This window comes from Pantoea sp. X-Soil-TKNS-1207 (genome assembly GCF_059730485.1).
This window is the reverse complement of sequence record NZ_AP035958.1, coordinates 1,432,187-1,450,216: the sequence shown is the minus strand read 5'-3', so window position 1 is coordinate 1,450,216 and position 18,030 is coordinate 1,432,187. Positions and strand designations below refer to the sequence as shown.

The following is an 18,030-nucleotide window of genomic DNA, read 5'->3' as shown; positions in this document are numbered from 1 at the left end:
ATGCTGCAATATTTACCCGAACTGCTGAAAGGACTGCATACCAGCCTGACGCTCACCGTGGCGGCACTTATCACCGCGCTGGTGCTGTCGCTGCTGTTCACCGTGGTGCTGTCGCTGAAGGTGCCGGTGCTGAATGGCCTCGTTAAAGGCTATATCACCGTGTTCACCGGTACGCCGCTGCTGGTGCAGATCTTTTTGATCTACTACGGTCCCGGCCAGTTTCCCAGCATTCAGAATGTACCCTGGCTGTGGCATCTGCTGTCGCAACCCTGGTTATGCGCCATGATTGCGTTGTCGCTTAACAGCGCAGCCTACACCACCCAGCTGTTCTACGGTGCGGTGCGCGCCATTCCCGCCGGTCAGTGGCAATCCTGCGCCGCGCTGGGGATGAACCGCAAAGATACGCTGCGCATCCTGCTGCCGTACGCGTTTAAACGCGCGCTGTCGTCCTATTCCAACGAAGTGGTGCTGGTGTTCAAAAGTACCTCTTTGGCCTACACCATCACGCTGATGGAGGTGATGGGACACGGCCAGCTGCTGTATGGACGCACTTACGATGTCACGGTATTCGCTGCCGCCGGTCTGGTGTACCTGTGCGTCAATGGCCTGCTGACGCTGATGATGCGTCTGATTGAACGCCGCGCGCTGGCATTTGAACGCAGAAATTAATATCCAGGCGGATTTTTCCGCCTTTTTTAATTATTTATCCAATTATGTTGCATAAAGATTCATTTAGTGGCATCGTGTAACGCGTTCACCCCTTAGGGCGTTTGTGATTTACAGGAGTTTCGAAATGAAAAAATGGATCGTTGCTGCGGCACTGGCAACTCTGGCAATGAATGCCTTTGCAGCGGAAAAAATCCGTTTTGCCTCTTCTGCGACTTATCCCCCGTTTGAATCTCTGGACCGTGAAAATCAAATCGTTGGTTTCGATATCGATCTGGCTAAAGCGCTCTGTCAGCAGATGAAGGCTGATTGCAGCTTCACGAATAACGCCTTTGACAGCCTGATCCCATCGCTTAAGTTCCGCCGTTATGACGCCGTCATCTCCGGCATGGACATCACCGCCGATCGCAGCAAGCAGGTCGACTTCAGCCAGCCCTATTACGCCAACTCGGCGGTGGTGATTGCCCGTAAAGGCAAGTTCGCTGATTTCACCCAGCTGAAAGGCAAACGCGTTGGCGTGGAAAACGGCACCACCCACCAGAAATACCTGCTGGAGCAGCATCCGGAAGTGGTGGCGGTGGCTTATGACAGCTACCAGAACGCGATTCTCGACCTGAAAAATGGCCGTCTGGATGGGGTGTTTGGTGATACCGCGGTGGTGAACCAGTGGCTGAAAACCAATGTCGACCTGGCGCCTGTCGGCGCGCACATCACCGACGTTGAATACTTCGGCACCGGGCTGGGCATTGCGGTGCGTAAAGGGAATACCGAATTACGCGATCAGCTGAACGGCGCGCTGGCGGCCATCAAAGCCAACGGGACTTATCAGCAAATCAATCAGAAGTGGTTCCCACAATAAGCATTATGGGTCGGCGTAGTGCGTAACCTGACAGGTTCTGCATCGTCCTCAGTTCAGGATGCGCGCTATGCCGCCCCGCCCTTTTCAGCGCCGGGTCAGCAACGTCAGCACTTCAAAATGCGCCGTGTGCGGAAACATATCAAACAGCTGCACGCGGCTGACGTGATAATCCGCCAGACGCGCGATATCCTGCGCCATGCTGTGCGGATTGCAGCTGGAATACAGCAGGTACTCCGGCGCCATCTGGCTCAGATAATCACACAGCGCCGCACCGATACCACGCCGTGGCGGATTGACCAGCACCAGCTGTGGCACCTGATCGCGCTGGTGAGCGAACTGTGTCGAATCCAGCGCGGCAAAACTCACCTTCTCTAATCCCAGCTGTTGCGCCGACTGACGCGCACAGGCGATAGCTTCTGCGCTGATTTCAATGCCGGTCAGCTGCATATCCGGCGTCGCGCAGTGCAGGCCAAATCCCCCGACGCCACAAAACAGATCCCACATGCTGTGGATACCCAGTTGCGCCACCCAGTCGCGCGCCGTGGCATACAGCGACGCCGCGACCTGCGGATTGGTCTGGAAGAAACTTTGCGGGCGAATATACAGCGGCACGTTATTGAAATTTTCCGCCAGCGCCTGCTCCGGCGTCAGCGCAATCTCTTCATCCCCTTCGAGGATCGCCATATGCACCGGCTGAATATTGGCGGAGATCACCTTCAGTTGCGGCAGCTGCTGTTGCAGCCACGGCAGCGCGGCACGCAGCTGGTCCAGCTTCGCGGTGGAGCGCAGCACAAAACGCAGCATCATGCCGCCCTGGCTGCTTTCGGTAATCAGCAGAAACTTCAGCTCGCCCCGTTTGCGCGCCACGTTATACGGGGTTAAACCGGCACGAGCGATAAATGGCTTCAGGAGATCAAACACCGGGGCAAAGCTGGCGGGATAAAGGGGGCAGGCGCAGAGATCGACCGGCTCCCCCTCGCGTGACAACATGCCAAACACCGGGCGCTCGACGCTGCCGCTGACCACCATCTTGGCTTTATTACGGAACCCCTGCGCAGGCGACGTCATCGGCGGCAGCCATTCGCTTACCGCCTGCCGGGCCAGCAGTTGTTCCAGCAGCGACTGTTTCTCGCTCAGCTGTTGCGGATAGGGTTTTTCCAGCCACTGGCAGGAACGGCAGCGACCGGCGTCATAAAGCGCGCAATGCATGGGAAAAGCCTGTATTCAGAATCGGGAGAAAAAACGGGGGCAGATTGTATCACCGGCGGCGGAAAAAAGCGCGGCTGCTGGCCGGGACAAACAGCAGCAACAGCACCACGAAATCCGGCAGTTTTTGCAACAGCGTATGGTGGATAATCTGCGCATTGGTCTCACCGTGGATACTGAAAATTTCCGGGTAGATCCATCCCATCGACGCCATCAGCATATACAACAACACGATGACCTGAGTGCCGACATAACCCCAGCGTCCCCGGTTGCTGCCGCGCATCAGGGTGAAGGCGCAGCGCAGTTCGAACAAAAAAATCAGCTGGCTGGCGATAAAGATCAGGGTGGAATCCCACGCCTGGGCGCTGCGATGCACAAAGTTAGCGATTTCGTCGTAACCCAGCTCATTGGCCAGCATCAGCACGCTGAGGCAGCGCGTGGCGATTATGGCGATACCCGCCACGGTAACGGCTGCCGGGGTGACAAACGGGGTATTTTTCAGGGTTTCCGACATCGACCAGACTCCATAAGAAAAAGCTGGCATCGCCAGCTTTACTTATATTGGCAAATGTTACGGATTTCAGCCACGGTTTGCTTTCTGAATATCGCGCAAACGTTGCTTTTCTTCGTGCGCCATAAAGCGCCAGGCAATAAAACCAACCAGGCCAACGACAAACAGAATCAGCGATGCCAGCGCGTTAATTTCCGGGTTCACCCCACGACGCACGGTGGCAAAAATCGCCATCGGCAAGGTGGTCGCGCCCGGACCGGTCACAAAGCTGGCGATCACCAGGTCGTCGAGCGACAGGGTAAACGCCAGCAGCCAGCCGGTTACAATCGCTGGCGCGATCATCGGCACGGTAATCACGAAGAACACTTTAACCGGCGTCGCGCCGAGGTCCATTGCCGCCTCTTCAATCGAGCGATCCAGCTCACGCAGGCGCGAGTTGATCACCACCGCCACATAGGCGGTACAGAAGGTGACGTGCGCCAGCCAGATGGTCAGCATGCCACGGTCACTCGGCCAGCCAAGGGTGTTGCCCATCGCCACAAACAGCAGCAACAGCGACAGACCGGTGATCACATCCGGCATCACCAGTGGCGCGGTAAGCATAAAAGCAAAACCGTTATGCCCACGGAAGCGGCCGAAACGCACGATAACCACCGCCGCGATAGTGCCGAGCACCACCGCCATGGTGGCAGAGAGCGCGGCAATACTCAGGCTGAGCAGCACCGCATCCATCATCGCATTGTCCTGGAACAGCACGCCATACCAGTGAAACGAGAAGCCTTCCCACACCGTCACCAGCTGTGAACTGTTGAAGGAGTAGGCCACCAGCAGCAGCATCGGCGCGTACAGGAACATAAAGCACAGCACCAGAATCGCGGTGCGCCACGGAGAGCGGATTGCAGGTAACTGATTCATCCCTTCTCTCCCTGTTCACGGTTTTGATGTTTGTGGAACCAGACAATCGGCAGGATCAGGATCAACAGAATAATCACCGCCAGCGCAGACGCCACCGGCCAGTCACGGTTGTTAAAGAACTCCTGCCACAGGATACGACCAATCATGATGCTATCCGGGCCTCCCAGCAGTTCCGGGATGACGTACTCCCCCACCGCCGGGATAAATACCAGCATCGAACCGGCGATAATCCCGCCTTTGGTCAGCGGCACGATCACGCTGAAAAAGGTTTTCAGCGGACGCGCGCCCAGATCGAGCGAAGCTTCCACCAGCGAATAATCAATACGCGTCAGCGCGGTATAGATTGGCAGCACCATAAACGGCAGATAGCAGTAGACGATACCGATATACACCGCCGTGTTGGTGTAGAGGATCACCAGCGGATGATCGATCACGCCCAGCCACAGCAGGAAGCGGTTAATAATGCCGTTGTTGTTCAGCAGCCCCATCCAGGCGTAAACACGCACCAGGAACGAGGTCCATGACGGCAGGATCACCAGCAGCAGCAGGATGGTACGCATTGACGGCTTGCTGTGCGCCACCGCCCAGGCGAGCGGATAACCAATCACCAGGCAGATCACCGTGGAGATCGCCGCCACTTTCAGCGATTGCAGATAGGCATCGGCGTACAGCGGATCGTCGGTCAGTTGCAGATAGTTGCCGAGATTGAGCACCAGATTGAGCTGATCGTCAGCCCAGGTGATCAAATCGGTATACGGCGGGATAGCGCGCGCGATATCGGCGAAACTGATCTTCAGCACGATCAGGAACGGCAGCAGGAAGAACAGCACCAGCCACAGATACGGCAGCGCGATCACCAGTTTGCGGCCATGCTGCATTTTCACCCGCGTGGCCCAGCGTTGTAGCGGCGTGCCATGCTGTTCGGCTTGTGGCGCGCCGTTTTGAGAAATCTGGCTCATTCCGCCTCCTTAAACCGTCAGAACCACGCAGCTGTCGGCATCCCAGCACAAACGGACTTCGTCGCCCCAGGTGGGCGTGCCTTTGCGGTAGCGATGCGCGTTCTGCAACTGCGCGCTGATCATCTGACCGCTGCGCAGCCGCACATGGTAAATCGATAAATCGCCGAGATAGGCGATATGCACCACTTCACCCACGGCAAAGTTACAGCCATCGGCCGGGACATCCTCGCACAGCATCACTTTTTCCGGGCGCAGCGCCACATGCACCGGCACGTTATCGACGATCGACACATCGGTATCCACTTTCAGCGGATGGAGCAGGCCGGGGCTGTCGAGCACCAGACCATCTTCGCGCCGCTCACGCAGCAGACCATCAAACACGTTCACCGAGCCGATAAACTCCGCGCTGTAGCGGCTGGTCGGATGCTCGTAGATCTCTTCCGGTTCGCCAATCTGTTCGAATTTGCCGCGGTTCATAATGGCGATACGGCCCGCCATGGTCATCGCTTCTTCCTGGTCATGGGTCACCATCACGCAGGTCACGCCGACGCGCTCAAGGATATCCACCACTTCCAGCTGCATACGGTCGCGCAGTTTTTTATCCAGCGCGCCCATCGGCTCGTCGAGCAGCAGCAGTTTCGGGCGTTTTGCCAGGCTACGCGCCAGCGCCACACGCTGACGCTGGCCGCCAGAAAGCTGATGCGGCTTACGTTTGGCAAATTCCTGCATATGCACCAGCGCCAGCATTTCCGCCACGCGGCTGGTGATTTCGCCTTTCGGCAGTTTGTCCTGCTTCAGGCCAAACGCGATGTTCTGCTCCACCGTCATATGCGGAAACAAGGCATAAGACTGGAACATCATATTGATCGGCCGCTGATACGGCGGCACATGGGAGAGGTCCTGCCCATCCAGCACAATCTGACCGCTGCTTGGCACTTCAAAACCGGCCAGCATACGCAGCAGGGTCGATTTGCCACAGCCCGAAGGTCCGAGCAGCGCAAAAATCTCACCTTTGTAAATGGTCAGGCTGACATCATCCACGGCGTGCTGGCCGTCAAAGGATTTGGTCAGATTGCGGATTTCCAGCAGCGGCGTTAACGCCTTTGCATTTTTATTCTGGGGGCGGGGAATCGCGTCGTTCACTCACATATCTCCGGCGCTTAGCGGCTGACGCAGCAACGTCAGCCGCTAAAATGGCACAACAGAGGCCATCACCGCGCCTCTGTTGTCGTCTTATTACAAGTGAATCCGTTCAGAACGAATTACTTACCACTTTTAACTTTAGTCCATGCACGGGTACGTACACGATCGAGTTTCGGATCCTGGACTTTCAGCACGAACAGCTTGGACATGATCTCCGCTGGCGGGAAGATGCCCGGATTGTTACGTACATCCGCATTGATCAGCGGCAGTGACGCCTTGTTGCCGTTGGCATAGTTCATCTTGTTAGAGATGTCGGCGATCACTTTCGGATCCATGATGTAGTTCAGCCACTGGTAGGCTTCGTCGAGATTTTTGGCATCTTTCGGAATCGCCATCATATCGAAGAACGCCAGTGCGCCCTGTTTCGGTACGCTGTACGCCAGGTTCACGCCGTTTTTCGCCTGCGCGGCGCGATCTTTCGCTTGCAGAATGTCACCTGACCAGCCAATCGCCACGCAGATGTTGCCGTTTGCCAGGTCGTTGATGTACTGAGACGAGTGGAAATAGCGGATACTCGGACGCAGTTTCAGCAGCAGATCGGTCGCGGCACCGGAATAATCTTTCGGATCAGAGCTGTTCGGATCTTTACCGAGGTAGTTCAGCACGGTGGCGAAAATCTCTTCCGGCGCATCGAGGAAGGAAACACCACAGCTTTTCAGTTTTTCCAGGTTTTCCGGCTTCAGCACCAGATCCCAGCTGTCGACTGGCGCATCTTTGCCCAGTACCGCTTTCACTTTATCGACGTTATAGCCGATACCGGTGGTGCCCCACAGGTAAGGAATCGCGAATTTGTTGCCCGGATCGTGCTGCGCCACTTTGGCCATCAGCGCCGGATCGAGGTTTTTGTAGTTCGGCAGTTTGCTCTTATCCAGCTCCTGGAACACGCCGGATTGCAGCTGGCGCGCGAGGAAGCTGGAAGATGGCACCACCACATCGTAGCCCGTGCTACCCGCCATCAGTTTGCCTTCCAGCACTTCGTTGGAATCAAACACGTCGTAGACCACTTTGATACCGGTCTGTTTCTCGAAATTCGGTACTGTGTCAGCCGAGATATAATCGGACCAGTTATAAACGTGCAGCGTTTTATCTGCAGCCAGCGTGCCGGCAGATGCCGTCATCAGCACACCAGCAACCACACCTGACAACCATTTTTTACGTTGGTTGAACATGTTTTCCTTCCTCCTGAGCGGGTCATCACAACGCTGCATACACGCGATCCGGACGTTGCGTTTTCTGTTTATTTACAGACACACAATGAATCAATATTCAGCGGGAGTTTAATAGTAAAAACCTATGCCTGCGCTGAGGTTGCACGTCTCTGGCAGCCCCGCAAGAATAGCCCCCCGGCTTCAGGTGCACCAGATCCCAGCGTAAAAAACGCCTTTTTGCGATAAGTTATGCATGTTTCTGCTATGGGGTTCGGCATGCATGGCATAAAGCATGACAAATATCTGGCAATTAAGGGCAAAATGCAGAATAAAAAGTGGTGGGCCTGAAATGAAAACTGCCGCAAAAAGCGGCAGTTAAAACGATGGGGGAATCAGTGCAGCATAGCGCGGCCGAATGAGCTGGGTTGTCGGTCCTCTTCCTCGCCCATCACCAGCAAATTATTGGCGAAGGCTTCCATGATCACCATGGAAATCTGCTCCTCGCTCTGCTTCATAAAATGCGAGAACTGACCAAAGGTTAACCCGGCGGTAGTGCTGATGGACTGGCAGACTATCAGCTTCGGCAGATTGTCGTCCTGAATGTCGATAAAGGCTTTTACTGTCAGGGAGCTGGCGTTGATCTGGGACAGATCACCCACCAGCGGGATCAGCGCGGTCGGTTTGACCTCAGCCAGCGCGGAGAAAAGAATCACGTTATCCACAAGGTCGACTTTTGCATCAAACACCCCGTCAAAATTCTGCATATGCGGCAGATGTAACGCCTGGCAGGCATCACATTCGAACCAGGTGATATTTTGTTGATCCAGCCAGCGACGCAGCACGTCGATGTCAGGAACGACCAGTGAATCCATCGTCATATCCTAAGGGCGAATAAATAAGCGCCTTAGCTTACGGAAAAATGTTCGGCGATGCCACGAAAACCGCTGAAAAGCGCGGTTCAGCCGCCAGTTTTAAGACGAAAGCCGGGGCGCGCATGTTCCTCAATCCAGTCAATCATCATCGAAGCGATATTTAGCCCGGTGGTGCACTCAATTCCTTCAAGGCCTGGCGAGGCATTGACCTCCATCACCAGCGGCCCGCGTCCGGCGCGCAGAATATCCACCCCCGCCACCGCCAGCCCCAGCGTGCTGGCGGCTTTCACCGCAATTTCACGCTCCTGCTCGGTAATCACCACCGGATGCGCTTTGCCGCCGCGATGCAGATTGGAACGGAAATCGCCCTCTTTGGCTTCGCGCTCAATCGCCGCTACCACTTCATCGCCAATCACCAGGCAGCGCACATCGCGCCCCTGGGCTTCTTTGATGAACTCCTGCACCAGAATGTGCGCGTTGAGGCCACGAAAGGCATCGATCACGCTCTCCGCCGCCTGACGGGTTTCCGCCAGCACCACGCCAATGCCCTGCGTGCCTTCCACCAGCTTCACCACCAGCGGCGCGCCGCCCACCATGGCGATCAGATCATCGGTATCATCCGGCGATGAGGCGAAGCCCGTCACCGGCATATCGATGCCTTCCCGCGCCAGCAGTTGCAGCGAGCGCAGCTTGTCGCGCGCCCGGGTAATCGCCACCGATTCGTTGAGCGGATAACTGCCGCACAGCTCAAACTGGCGCAGCACCGCGGTACCATAAAACGTGATGGCGGAGCCGATGCGCGGGATCACCGCATCAAAATGCCCAAGCGGCTCACCGCGATAATGCACCGCCGGTGACGCCGGATTGATGTTCATATAGCAGGAGAGTGGATCGATGATCTGCACCAGATGACCACGCGCTTCCGCGGCTTCCCGCAGTCGTTTACACGAATAGAGCGATCCATCACGAGAGAGAATGGCCATTTTCATTGCAGAGTTCCTTGTGCTTAGCGGGTTGCCCAGCCCTGCTGATGCAGATAATCGAGCATAAACGGGCGCGTCTCTTTGATGATCAGTCGCTGAATCAGCTCACTCCAGGTTTCAGAGCGTTGGTTGCTGTCGCGCTGTTGATAATAGATGCTGGTACGGCTGTCGTACTCGGCCAGCACCGCGGTATCCACCGGCTGGTAGCTGTTCTCATGCACCAGCATCGCCTGCGGAATACGCGGTTTCACCTCCGGCAGTGCGGCCGGATGCCCGATGCAGAAGCCAAACAGCGGCAGCACAAATTTTGGCAAACCAAGCAGCGTGGTGACTTCCGCAATGCTGTTGCGGATACCGCCGATAAACACACCGCCCAGACCCAGCGATTCTGCCGCGACCATGGCGTTCTGCGCCATCAGCGCAGTATCGACACAGCCGAGCAGCAGCTGTTCGGCACGCCCCAGCTGTGCATCCGGACAGATTTGCAGGTGACGATTAAAATCGGCGCAGAACACCCAAAACTCGGCCGCCGCGCTGACCCACGGCTGGCCGCCGGTCAGTTTAACCAGCTGCTCACGTTTTTCACGATCGGTGATACGAATAATAGAGGAGCACTGTAAAAAGCTGGAGGTTGAAGCCGCTTGTGCCGCTGCAATGATGGCGTCGCGCTGCGCCTCGTCGATGCCCTGCTCCGTAAAGGCGCGAATGGAACGGTGGCTGCACAGTAAATCAATGGTCGGCGTCATAATCCTCTCCGTTTATTTCTTTTTGTCATGTGAATTGAACAACTGCGGGGCCATCGCTTTCGCCGTTCGCCATATCATCAGCCAGGCGGCGGGCAGCATCAGCGCAATGCCAGCAAAGAACAGCAGGGTTGCCAGCGTTTTTTTGCTGATGGCTGCGGGGGCAGCGATCCAGTCATTGATCAGCAGCAGTGCGCCAATCACGGCGACCACCCCCAGGGTCTCCAGCACCAGCACGGGCTTCGGTAATCTGGCGAGGTTGCGCATACGATGACTCTCCCTTGTTTCAATCCGTTAAGCCGTCTGTTATAGCGAACACTGGCGCACTTGCATAGACGGCGCGCATCAGAGTAACAGGCATTTTCTTCTTTCTTTAAGCAGGACGGGCGGGCATCATGTGAGCCATTATTCACGCTGAGATGTGAGATAGATCACATAACAGCAGCGGAAAGGAGAGAAGCAATGTTTGCAGTGATTTTTGGTCGTCCCGGCTGCCCTTACTGCGTTCGCGCCCAGGAGCTGGCCGCCAAACTGACCACCGAACGCGACGATTTTAACTATCAATATGTCGACATTCAGGTGGAAGGCATCACCAAAGCCGATCTGGAAGCACGCGCCGGTAAGCCGGTGACCACCGTGCCACAGATTTTCCTCGACCAGCAGCACATCGGTGGCTACACCGAGTTTGCCGCCTGGACCAAAGAGAATCTGGACTTCGCCGTATAAAAAAACGGGCCAGCAGGCCCGTTTTTATTGCTGCCGACATGCTACATCCGCATCGCCAGCATGATACGCAGCAGGCGAACCAGCAACGCGCCGCAGCCCGCCCAGAACAACGCACTCAGCCCCCAGGCAAAAATCAGCCAGCCGCTATGGCTCAGATTCTGCACCAGCACGACCCACAACGCGCCCAGCAAGGTTCCTGCCAGCGCTGCCCACAGCGTGCTTTTCAACGGACTTTCCGGTTGCAGTAGCGCTATCCCCATCCCCGGCAGCAAAAACAGCAACAATTCCGGCTGACCACCCACCGTATGTTTACTGGCCGAAACCCAAAAGTGATGAGCAAAAATAAACACCAGCGTATATAAAATCACGCCCAGCAATGATGCAGGCCAGCGATTATTGCGCTGCGACATAACCATCCTCAACTTCGTCGTTAACAATATTGAAACTTTTAACTGCCCTGTTCACCTGGGTGGAAATAAAAAGAAACAGCTGGATGCGGAAGGAATGAAAACTGCCGATAGCTGAGGGTGTTAATTATGATTAGAATGACGCCGCTTCAGAATTTGGTCCCTGCCAGCCTGGCAAAAAGAGCACCTGCGGTCGGCACAAGATAGCGAAAAACGACCTTTTCATCAACCAGTTACAAGTAAATAAGAAGTTAAACCGTGAATATTAACGTCGCAGAATTGTTAAGCGGAAATGACGTTCTGTTATTATTTGTCGTTTTAGCGCTCGGTCTCTGCCTGGGTAAATTACGCCTGGGTTCTGTCCAGCTTGGAAATTCCATTGGCGTATTAGTTGTCTCGCTTATTTTAGGTCAGCAACATTTCGCGATTAATACCGACGCATTAAGCCTGGGTTTTATGCTGTTTATTTTTTGTGTCGGAGTCGAAGCCGGACCCAACTTTTTTTCGATCTTTTTCCGCGACGGTAAAAACTATTTCATTCTGGCGATCGTGATGGTGGTCAGTGCGCTGCTGCTCGCGCTTGGCCTCGGCAAAGTATTTGGCTGGGATATTGGCTTAACCGCAGGCATGTTGGCAGGCGCGATGACCTCAACGCCAGTGCTGGTGGGCGCTGGCGATACGCTGCGCCAGAGCGTCAGCGACAGTCAGCAACTCAACCTGATGCAGGACCATCTCAGCCTCGGTTATGCCCTGACCTATCTGGTGGGTCTGGTGAGCCTGATTTTTGGCGCGCGCTACCTGCCGCGCCTGCAACATCAGGATCTGCCGACCTGCGCCCAGCAGATCGCCCGTGAACGCGGCCTGGATGCCGACAGCCAGCGAAAAGTGTTCCTGCCGGTGATCCGTGCATATCGCGTCGGACCGGAGCTGGTGGCATGGAGCGGCGGCAAAAACCTGCGTGAGCTGGGCATCCATCGCCAGACCGGATGTTATATCGAGCGTCTGCGCCGCAACGGCATTCTGGCCAGCCCGGATGGCGATGCACAGCTGCAACTGGGCGATGAAATATCGCTGGTCGGCTATCCCGACGCCCATGCGCGCCTCGATCCCAGCTTCCGCAACGGCAAAGAAGTGTTCGATCGCGATCTGCTGGATATGCGCATCGTCACCGAAGAGATTGTGGTAAAGAACCATAACGCGGTGAATAAACGCCTGAACCACCTGAAGCTGACCGATCACGGCTGCTTCCTTAACCGCGTGATCCGCAGCCAGATTGAAATGCCGATCGATGACAGCATCATGCTGAATAAGGGCGATGTGTTGCAGGTCAGCGGCGAAGCACGCCGGGTAAAAAGCCTGGCAGACCGCATCGGCTTTATCGCTATTCACAGCCAAATCACCGATCTGCTGGCCTTCTGCGCCTTCTTTATTATCGGTTTGATGATCGGCATGATTACCTTCCAGTTCAGCAACTTCAGCTTTGGTATTGGCAATGCGGCTGGCCTGCTGTTCGCCGGTATCATGCTTGGCTTCCTGCGCGCCAACCACCCGACCTTCGGCTACATTCCGCAGGGGGCGCTGACCATGCTAAAAGAGTTTGGTCTGATGGTGTTTATGGCAGGCGTCGGCCTGAGTGCCGGCAGCGGCCTGCAACACGGGCTGGGCAGCGCGGGCGCCCTGATGTTGCTGAGCGGTCTGCTGGTCAGCCTGGTGCCGGTGGTGATTTGCTATCTGTTTGGCGCTTATGTCCTGCGCATGAACCGCGCGCTGCTGTTCGGCGCGATTATGGGCGCCCGCACCTGCGCCCCGGCGATGGAGATTATCAGCGATACCGCACGCAGCAATATTCCGGCGCTCGGCTATGCCGGAACCTACGCCATCGCCAACGTCTTACTGACGCTGGCGGGTACGTTGATCGTGATAATTTGGCCGATTTTGCCCTTATAAAAATTTTTTGTCCGAGTCCAGAACTTTTTTCCCAGGGTGCAGTCTGAATTATTGCCACTGCTTTTCTTTGAAATCCCCAAATTGAGGAGCCCGCCAGTCACTGACTGACGGGTTTTTTTATGCCTGTCGATCGTGGCTTAAGGTTCTCTTAAGCGCAAGTTGCGACCCTGCCACTCTGGTTTCGCTCTATGCAAATGGTCATGCAACTGTCATCTAAATTAAACAATTCAACAACCCGCCCCAGGATTAAGAACCCTGCTATTTACCCGCTGACGCGCACCTTTTACGCTATCAACTTTATTTTGCTGGCATTTTTAGGCTGTGTCTTCCTGCTATGGTCGCGCCATGAAAGCCTCGATATCGCCATCAGTCAGATGTGGTTTGATCCGCTGACGCAGCGTTTTCCGCTGCAACACAATCGCTGGCTGGACCTGATAAACCATCGCCTGTTGAAGGATGTGATTATCGCGGGCGGCGTGCTGATGTTGTTGCGCGGTATCCAGCTGCGCGATGGACGACGGGTGCTGGTCGCCCTGCTGCTCGGATTGGGTCCGCTGGTGATCGGGATTTTGAAGGCGCACAGCGCGCACTCCTGTCCGTGGGATCTGGCGATGTTTGGTGGCAAAGCGGCGAGCTTTCCCCTGCTGAGCGCGGTTCCGGCCGACAGTGGTCCAGGCCAGTGCTTTCCCGGCGGCCATGCGTCGAGCGGCTTTGCGGTAATGGGGCTGTTTTTTCTCTGGTGGCCTGAGAAGCCGCGCCGCGCGGTTCTGGCGCTGCTGGCCGGTATCGCCCTTGGTCTGCTGATGGGCTACGGCCAGGTGATGCGCGGCGCCCATTTCTTCTCCCACAACCTGTGGGCGGGCTGGTGGGTGTGGCTGACGCAGATGCTGATTTTTGCTGGTGTTTCTTTTTGGGTAAACAAGACGAGGAACCGAAGAGCGTAATGGAAGAATTAAACCGCACACTCTTTTTATGGATCAACGCCACACCGGATTCGCCCGCGTGGCTGCTAAGCCTGGCAACGTTTATTGCCCGCGATTTGATTGCGATCGTGCCGCTGCTGATTGTGGCGCTGTGGCTGTGGGGACCGCGCGATCAGGTGCATTCCCAGCGCGCGCTGGTGCTGAAAACCGGTATGGCATTGATTTATGCGCTGGGTATCGCCTGGTGCATCAGCCAGCTGCTGCCGCATCCGCGCCCGTTTGTTATCGGCCTCGGTCATCAGTTCCTGTCGCATGCTGCCGATGACTCCTATCCCAGCGATCACGGCACCACCATTTTCACCTTCGCGCTGGCGTTCGTGTTCTGGCATCGACTGTGGTCAGGGGTGGTTCTGCTGCTGGTCGGCAGCGCCATCGCCTGGTCACGCGTCTATCTCGGCGTGCACTGGCCGCTGGATATGCTGGGTGGTTTCCTGGTGGGTATGCTTGGCTGTCTGGCGTCGCATCTGGCGTGGCAGCTGTATGGCGAGCGTATGCTGGCGCTGACGCACCAGGTCTACCGCGCGCTGTTCGCCATGCCGATTCGTAAAGGGTGGATCCGCGATTAAATGGCGGGTAACAGGTCGGCACGGATGCCGACCTGGCAGCGAAGCTGACTAGTTAAGCCACTTACCGAACAGGCTGTTGAATTTCATCATAATGAAATCCCAGATACGGCCAATAAAGCCGCCTTCAGGCACATCTTCCATCACCACCAGCGGGCGCTGCTCCACGGTTTTGCCATCCAGCTGGAAATCAATGGTGCCAACCACCTGATCTTTCTTCAGCGGCGCTTCCAGCTGCGGCGAGGTTAAGGTGAAACTTGCCTTCAGGTTTTTCATCTGCCCTTTCGGGATGGTGATAGCGGCATCTTTAGCCACGCCAAGATTCACCTGGCTGCGGTCGCCAAACCAGACGCGCTGCTGTGCAAAGGGCTTATCGGATTTGATCGGCGTGACGGTTTCATAAAAACGAAAACCCCAGGTGAGAAGCTTTTCACTCTCGCGGAAGCGAATCGCGTCGGTCTGCGCGCCGAGCACCACGGAGATAAGCCGCATATCGCCGTCAGTCGCCGAGGCCACCAGGTTATTGCCCGCGCCTGAGGTATGGCCGGTTTTGATACCGTCGACGTTTAAGTTGCTGCTCCACAGCAGACGGTTACGGTTCATCTGCTTGATGTGATTAAAGGTGAACTCTTTCTCTTTATTCAGGGCATACTCATCCGGCACATCACGGATCAGCGCCTGGCCAATAATCGCCATATCGCGCGCGGTACTGTACTGCCCTTCCGCATCCAGCCCGTGCACCGTCATAAAGTGGGTGTTTTGCAGGCCGAAGGCTTTTACATAGTTGTTCATCAGGCCGATAAACGAATCCTGGCTGCCTGCCACATAGTCGGCCAGCGCGATACAGGCATCGTTACCGGACTGGATCACCACGCCTTTATTGAGTTCTGACACCGGGATGCGGTCACCGGGTTTGAGGAACATCAGCGACGACCCGCGCAGTTTCGGGTTACCGGTCGCCCAGGCATCCTGGCCGATGGTGACCAAATCGTCGTTGTGGATTTTACCGGCCTTCAGCGCCTGACCCACCACATAGCTGGTCATCATTTTGGTCAGACTGGCGGGATCGAGGCGCTGATCGGCGTTCGATTCCGCCAGCACCTTACCGCTGTTGTAGTCCATCAAAATCCAGGCTTTGGCATCGAGCTGCGGCGCAGCAGGCGCCTCCTCGGCCAGGGCAGAAACCGGAACCAGCAGTAATAATAAAGAGGATGCAGCCAAAGGCCGCCAGGCAGAAGCGATAGCGAGTTTTCTCATGAGCGTAACCAGATGTTGTCCTTGTTAAATCGTGGTTCTTTGCCAGCAAGACGCACGTAGACCAAAACGCTAACGGTTCGCGCCTGCGAAAAAAACCGTCAAACCGTAAAGTTTTATAGAGTTTATTAGAGTAACCCTGGCACCAACCCTGATGCGCTGCCAGCTTTGATCTGTCGCCAGTTGTGAAAAATTGCGAGAAATTCCGATTTTTCGCAGATCAGTTAAGCCAGTCACAAATTTCCGCTAACCTGATTTCAGTCAGCCTGAGGAGAATCATGATGGACTTAGCCGTATTCGATCTGGATGAAACCCTGATTTGTGAAGACAGCACCAGCCTGTGGCTGCGCTGGCTGGTTTCGCAGGGTTTTGCCCCCGATGCCCTGATTAGCGAAGAACAGTCGCTAATGACCCAATACCACGCCGGAACGCTCTCGATTGAAGAATATATGAATACCACGCTCGCCCCGCTGGCCGGCCTGGCGACCATGACGGTGTCTGGCTGGGTACGGCGTTTTATTCACCGCGACATTATGCCGCGCGTGTTTCCCGCCGCACGCGAACGTATCCGCTGGCACCAGCAACGCGGCGACACGGTGATGATCATCACCGCCAGTGGCGAACATCTGGCGGTGCCGATTGCTGAACGCCTCGGCGTACATGGCGCGCTGGCTATCGGCGTGGAGATTGTTGATGACCGTTACAGCGGCCAGACCTACGGCACCATGACTTATAAAGAAGGCAAAGTGACGCGGCTGGGGGACTGGAAAGCGTTGCAGCAGGATAGCCGCTTCGACCGCACCTGGGCGTACAGCGACTCGATGAATGATTTGCCGCTGCTGGCCCATGCCGATCACGCCTGGGTGATCAATCCGGACACGCTGCTGCAACAGGAAGCACAGCAGCGCGGCTGGGAAGTGTGTAACTGGGTGCGTTAATTACCCGCGTGTGGCGCTGGCGCTCTCCGCCAGCCCCACTTTCAGCAGCTTGCCGTTGCTCTCGTCGGTCAGCACATACAAAAAGCCATCCGGCCCCTGACGAACATCGCGAATGCGCTCACCACGCTGAGTCAGCAGGCGCTGCTCCTCCACCACTTTTTCGCCATTCACCCGCAAGCGGATCAGGCTTTTTTCCTTCAGCGCACCAATAAACAGCGAATTTTTCCACTGCGGGAAACGCGCGCTGTTGTAGAACGCCATACCGCTGACGGCAGGCGAAACCTTCCAGTAGAATACCGGTTGTTCGGTGCCCGGCACTTCGCCCCCTTTGGATTCCGGCACTTTCTGCCCGCTGTAATCAATGCCCCAGGTCGCCAGCGGCCAGCCGTAGTTTTTCCCTTTTTCCGGGATGTTCACTTCATCGCCCCCGCGCGGACCGTGTTCGCTCTCCCACATCTGCTGCGTCCACGGATTGAGCGCCAGCCCCTGCGGATTGCGCACGCCATAGGCCCAAATCTCGCCTCTGGCCCCCTGACGGCTTACGAACGGGTTATCCGGCGGGATCTGGCCGTCAGCGGTTAAACGCACGATTTTTCCGGAGAGTTTGTCGAGATCCTGCGCACTGCTGCTGGCAAAGTTGTCACCGAAGCTGATCCACAGAAAGCCGGCGCGATCGAACGCCAGCCGCGTCCCGAGATTGGCGCCGCTGGAAAGCTTCGGCGTTTGCTCCAGCACCACCTTAAAACCCGTCAGCTGGCGATTATCCTCGCTCAGGCGTCCATAGCCGACCACGCCACCGGCATGGCCCGCCTCGTCGGCGGTGGTATAGCTCAGCCACACGCGGCGGCTGCTGGCAAAGTCAGGCGCCAGCGCCACATCCAGCAGCCCGCCCTGACGGTGCGCCCATACGTTCGGTACACCGCCAATCGGCGCGGACAAGCCTTTACCCGGCTGCCAGCTGCGCAGCTGGCCCGATCGTTCGGTGATTAACAGGGTGTGATTGTCGGGCAGAAACGCCACCGACCAGGGATGATCCAGCTTATCCTGTAAAACCTGGACCTGCACATCCGCCGCCAGGGCTGGCAGGGAACAGCTCAGCGCGCTACCTAAAAGCAGCGCGGCTCGCAACAAACGCATGGGCTTCTCC

At 56.4% G+C, this 18,030-nt stretch carries 20 protein-coding genes; 7 read left to right on the top strand and 13 right to left on the bottom strand.

All coding sequences use genetic code 11. The annotated features are described in order from the left end of the window. Together artM and artJ are read left to right on the top strand one after the other, a co-directional pair. The gene (gene artM, locus AC6I8V_RS06685; protein ID WP_497845108.1) at positions 1-669 is read left to right on the top strand and encodes an arginine ABC transporter permease ArtM; all 669 of its coding nucleotides are present in this window, start codon (positions 1-3) and stop codon (positions 667-669) included. A 124-nt stretch (positions 670-793) separates the two neighbouring features. Beyond that, positions 794-1,525: an arginine ABC transporter substrate-binding protein gene (artJ, locus tag AC6I8V_RS06680; protein ID WP_497845107.1), complete on the top strand. Its 732-nt coding sequence runs from the start codon at positions 794-796 to the stop codon at positions 1,523-1,525. A gap of 84 nt (positions 1,526-1,609) precedes the next feature. Here artJ and rlmC read toward each other — a convergent pair whose 3' ends face one another. The 10 genes from rlmC to AC6I8V_RS06630 form a co-directional block, all read right to left on the bottom strand. After that, complete coding sequence (gene rlmC / locus AC6I8V_RS06675) at positions 1,610-2,734, bottom strand: 23S rRNA (uracil(747)-C(5))-methyltransferase RlmC (protein ID WP_497845106.1); 1,125 nt, start codon at positions 2,732-2,734, stop codon at positions 1,610-1,612. A 49-nt stretch (positions 2,735-2,783) separates the two neighbouring features. Then, positions 2,784-3,245 carry a YbjO family protein gene (locus AC6I8V_RS06670; RefSeq protein ID WP_497845105.1) on the bottom strand — a complete coding sequence of 154 codons (462 nt, stop codon included), beginning with the start codon at positions 3,243-3,245 and terminating at the stop codon, positions 2,784-2,786. A gap of 66 nt (positions 3,246-3,311) precedes the next feature. Then, positions 3,312-4,157 carry a putrescine ABC transporter permease PotI gene (gene potI / locus AC6I8V_RS06665; protein WP_497845104.1) on the bottom strand — a complete coding sequence of 282 codons (846 nt, stop codon included), beginning with the start codon at positions 4,155-4,157 and terminating at the stop codon, positions 3,312-3,314. After that, positions 4,154-5,116 (bottom strand): putrescine ABC transporter permease PotH, encoded by a 963-nt coding sequence (potH, locus tag AC6I8V_RS06660; protein ID WP_497845103.1) that lies wholly within the window; start codon positions 5,114-5,116, stop codon positions 4,154-4,156. The genes potI and potH overlap by 4 nt, the downstream gene beginning before the upstream one ends. 9 nt (positions 5,117-5,125) lie before the next feature. Beyond that, complete coding sequence (gene potG, locus AC6I8V_RS06655; protein WP_497845102.1) at positions 5,126-6,259, bottom strand: putrescine ABC transporter ATP-binding subunit PotG; 1,134 nt, start codon at positions 6,257-6,259, stop codon at positions 5,126-5,128. 119 nt (positions 6,260-6,378) lie between these two features. Continuing rightward, complete coding sequence (gene potF, locus AC6I8V_RS06650) at positions 6,379-7,488, bottom strand: spermidine/putrescine ABC transporter substrate-binding protein PotF (RefSeq protein WP_497845101.1); 1,110 nt, start codon at positions 7,486-7,488, stop codon at positions 6,379-6,381. Between the two features lie 371 nt (positions 7,489-7,859). After that, entirely contained in the window at positions 7,860-8,339 is a 480-nt protein-coding gene (locus AC6I8V_RS06645; protein ID WP_497845100.1) for a YbjN domain-containing protein, read from the bottom strand. An 86-nt stretch (positions 8,340-8,425) separates the two neighbouring features. Then, entirely contained in the window at positions 8,426-9,328 is a 903-nt protein-coding gene (gene rimK, locus AC6I8V_RS06640; protein WP_497845099.1) for a 30S ribosomal protein S6--L-glutamate ligase, read from the bottom strand. 17 nt (positions 9,329-9,345) lie between these two features. Further along, a complete protein-coding gene (gene nfsA, locus AC6I8V_RS06635) occupies positions 9,346-10,068 on the bottom strand; it encodes an oxygen-insensitive NADPH nitroreductase (RefSeq protein WP_497845098.1) in 723 nt (240 codons plus the stop codon). 12 nt (positions 10,069-10,080) lie between these two features. Next, complete coding sequence (locus AC6I8V_RS06630; protein WP_497845097.1) at positions 10,081-10,332, bottom strand: DUF1418 family protein; 252 nt, start codon at positions 10,330-10,332, stop codon at positions 10,081-10,083. Positions 10,333-10,527: 195 nt separating this feature from the next. On the opposite strand from AC6I8V_RS06630, the gene AC6I8V_RS06625 reads away from it, so the two are divergent. After that, positions 10,528-10,791, top strand: a complete 264-nt coding sequence (locus AC6I8V_RS06625; RefSeq protein ID WP_497845096.1) for a GrxA family glutaredoxin — start codon at positions 10,528-10,530, stop codon at positions 10,789-10,791. A gap of 41 nt (positions 10,792-10,832) precedes the next feature. On the opposite strand, the gene ybjM is transcribed toward AC6I8V_RS06625, so the two are convergent. Further along, positions 10,833-11,201, bottom strand: coding sequence for an inner membrane protein YbjM (gene ybjM / locus AC6I8V_RS06620; RefSeq protein ID WP_497845095.1), 369 nt, complete (start codon positions 11,199-11,201; stop codon positions 10,833-10,835). 255 nt (positions 11,202-11,456) lie between these two features. Between ybjM and AC6I8V_RS06615 the strand changes: the two genes are divergently transcribed. The 3 genes from AC6I8V_RS06615 to ybjG all read left to right on the top strand — a co-directional run bounded on the left by AC6I8V_RS06615 (position 11,457) and on the right by ybjG (position 14,694). Beyond that, positions 11,457-13,145, top strand: coding sequence for an aspartate:alanine antiporter (locus AC6I8V_RS06615; RefSeq protein WP_497845094.1), 1,689 nt, complete (start codon positions 11,457-11,459; stop codon positions 13,143-13,145). Positions 13,146-13,345: 200 nt separating this feature from the next. After that, positions 13,346-14,089 (top strand): phosphatase PAP2 family protein, encoded by a 744-nt coding sequence (locus AC6I8V_RS06610; RefSeq protein WP_497845093.1) that lies wholly within the window; start codon positions 13,346-13,348, stop codon positions 14,087-14,089. Next, on the top strand, positions 14,089-14,694 hold the full coding sequence (gene ybjG / locus AC6I8V_RS06605) for an undecaprenyl-diphosphate phosphatase (RefSeq protein ID WP_497845092.1): 606 nt from the start codon (positions 14,089-14,091) through the stop codon (positions 14,692-14,694). Before AC6I8V_RS06610 ends, ybjG begins: the two co-directional genes overlap by 1 nt. A 48-nt stretch (positions 14,695-14,742) precedes the next feature. On the opposite strand, the gene AC6I8V_RS06600 is transcribed toward ybjG, so the two are convergent. Then, on the bottom strand, positions 14,743-15,948 hold the full coding sequence (locus tag AC6I8V_RS06600; RefSeq protein ID WP_497845091.1) for a serine hydrolase: 1,206 nt from the start codon (positions 15,946-15,948) through the stop codon (positions 14,743-14,745). A gap of 278 nt (positions 15,949-16,226) precedes the next feature. Between AC6I8V_RS06600 and AC6I8V_RS06595 the strand changes: the two genes are divergently transcribed. Continuing rightward, the gene (locus AC6I8V_RS06595) at positions 16,227-16,883 is read left to right on the top strand and encodes an HAD family hydrolase (protein ID WP_497845780.1); all 657 of its coding nucleotides are present in this window, start codon (positions 16,227-16,229) and stop codon (positions 16,881-16,883) included. Here AC6I8V_RS06595 and AC6I8V_RS06590 read toward each other — a convergent pair whose 3' ends face one another. Further along, on the bottom strand, positions 16,884-18,020 hold the full coding sequence (locus AC6I8V_RS06590; protein ID WP_497845090.1) for a PQQ-dependent sugar dehydrogenase: 1,137 nt from the start codon (positions 18,018-18,020) through the stop codon (positions 16,884-16,886). Positions 18,021-18,030: the final 10 nt, after the last annotated feature.

Excerpts from the sequence above, each read along its gene's own strand:
- artM (WP_497845108.1), top strand. The coding sequence starts at position 1 with ATGCTGCAATATTTACCCGAACTGCTGAAAGGACTGCATACCAGCCTG.
- artJ (WP_497845107.1), top strand. The coding sequence starts at position 794 with ATGAAAAAATGGATCGTTGCTGCGGCACTGGCAACTCTGGCAATGAAT.
- rlmC (WP_497845106.1), bottom strand. The coding sequence starts at position 2,734 with ATGCATTGCGCGCTTTATGACGCCGGTCGCTGCCGTTCCTGCCAGTGG.
- AC6I8V_RS06670 (WP_497845105.1), bottom strand. The coding sequence starts at position 3,245 with ATGTCGGAAACCCTGAAAAATACCCCGTTTGTCACCCCGGCAGCCGTT.
- potI (WP_497845104.1), bottom strand. The coding sequence starts at position 4,157 with ATGAATCAGTTACCTGCAATCCGCTCTCCGTGGCGCACCGCGATTCTG.
- potH (WP_497845103.1), bottom strand. The coding sequence starts at position 5,116 with ATGAGCCAGATTTCTCAAAACGGCGCGCCACAAGCCGAACAGCATGGC.
- potF (WP_497845101.1), bottom strand. The coding sequence starts at position 7,488 with ATGTTCAACCAACGTAAAAAATGGTTGTCAGGTGTGGTTGCTGGTGTG.
- AC6I8V_RS06645 (WP_497845100.1), bottom strand. The coding sequence starts at position 8,339 with ATGGATTCACTGGTCGTTCCTGACATCGACGTGCTGCGTCGCTGGCTG.
- rimK (WP_497845099.1), bottom strand. The coding sequence starts at position 9,328 with ATGAAAATGGCCATTCTCTCTCGTGATGGATCGCTCTATTCGTGTAAA.
- nfsA (WP_497845098.1), bottom strand. The coding sequence starts at position 10,068 with ATGACGCCGACCATTGATTTACTGTGCAGCCACCGTTCCATTCGCGCC.
- AC6I8V_RS06630 (WP_497845097.1), bottom strand. The coding sequence starts at position 10,332 with ATGCGCAACCTCGCCAGATTACCGAAGCCCGTGCTGGTGCTGGAGACC.
- AC6I8V_RS06625 (WP_497845096.1), top strand. The coding sequence starts at position 10,528 with ATGTTTGCAGTGATTTTTGGTCGTCCCGGCTGCCCTTACTGCGTTCGC.
- ybjM (WP_497845095.1), bottom strand. The coding sequence starts at position 11,201 with ATGTCGCAGCGCAATAATCGCTGGCCTGCATCATTGCTGGGCGTGATT.
- AC6I8V_RS06610 (WP_497845093.1), top strand. The coding sequence starts at position 13,346 with ATGCAACTGTCATCTAAATTAAACAATTCAACAACCCGCCCCAGGATT.
- ybjG (WP_497845092.1), top strand. The coding sequence starts at position 14,089 with ATGGAAGAATTAAACCGCACACTCTTTTTATGGATCAACGCCACACCG.
- AC6I8V_RS06600 (WP_497845091.1), bottom strand. The coding sequence starts at position 15,948 with ATGAGAAAACTCGCTATCGCTTCTGCCTGGCGGCCTTTGGCTGCATCC.
- AC6I8V_RS06595 (WP_497845780.1), top strand. The coding sequence starts at position 16,227 with ATGGACTTAGCCGTATTCGATCTGGATGAAACCCTGATTTGTGAAGAC.
- AC6I8V_RS06590 (WP_497845090.1), bottom strand. The coding sequence starts at position 18,020 with ATGCGTTTGTTGCGAGCCGCGCTGCTTTTAGGTAGCGCGCTGAGCTGT.